The organism is Maritimimonas sp. 2210JD6-3, from assembly GCF_056591795.1.
The window spans coordinates 1-929 of the sequence record NZ_JBWQOJ010000091.1 but is presented as its reverse complement, the minus strand read 5'-3'; the positions used below and the strand labels follow the sequence as shown (position 1 = coordinate 929).

Below are 929 nucleotides of genomic sequence, written 5' to 3'. Positions count from 1 at the left end.
TTAAAACAAACCCAATCGAATGTTTCAAAACATAGGAGATATTTTAACTCAATTAATATTAATCGGATTTGGAATTTCATTACTATTTGCCTATCGAAAGAATAAAAAAAGTGTTCAATTATTATCTGGAATTGCATTAATCTGTGTTGGAATTATAATGCTATTGTTTAACACAAAGAAAAACAAAACTGAAATAGACATTAAGGACGTTTTAGAGAATAACAAGCCAATTGATACTTTGGAAGTTATCAAGAATTACAAAATGGCACTTGACATTGTATTCAAAGAGAGTCGGAAATCAGAATCGGACACAACGCTGACTTTATTAGGACAGCAAATTAAAGTTCCAAAAGGAATTGAATTTACAAATAATCTGAATGAACCAACACTTCGTTTATCAGAATCAAATGCCCAATTATTAATCAACTTTAAAAAAGAGGAATTTGACAAAACCCAAACTTTAGAAAATAATGTTAGGTTGATAGCAAAAAAATTAAGTGGAAATAGTTTTGGAACGGAACATATTTTAGAGTTTTCGGAATTAGGAAATAATGACGACTTAATAATTTATGATTACTACACAAAGAAAGCCGATTTTATTCTTACCAAAGGGTTTGTTCTTTTCAAAAAAGTTAATGAAAAATTAATTAGAATATCTATCGAGCAATTTAATGGTTCAACAAAAAATTTAGAAGAGCAAATGATAGAAATAATCAATCAAATAGAAAATAAATAACGTGTTACAACACTGTGTATAGCTCATTACTAATCAGTTGCTTAAATCAAAATCAAGGCGTATTTGGTAAGTCGCCAAATTTTTAAATTTGACGATTTCCGATAAAGAAGATAAATAGTAAAATTTAAAAATCTGGCTTATGGCTCAACCGAAAAATAATCACTAATTTACACGCAACGAGCCATACACAAAA

The 929-nt window shown here is 28.3% G+C and carries 1 protein-coding gene; it reads left to right on the top strand.

The genetic code is table 11. From position 1 onward, the window contains the following. The first annotated feature begins 19 nt into the window (after positions 1-19). Positions 20-736: a hypothetical protein gene (locus AC1EUY_RS16095; RefSeq protein WP_480196573.1), complete on the top strand. Its 717-nt coding sequence runs from the start codon at positions 20-22 to the stop codon at positions 734-736. The last annotated feature ends 193 nt before the right edge of the window (positions 737-929 follow it).

Bases quoted from the DNA above. Each gene is read 5' to 3' on its own strand.
- AC1EUY_RS16095 (WP_480196573.1), top strand. From the start codon at position 20: ATGTTTCAAAACATAGGAGATATTTTAACTCAATTAATATTAATCGGA.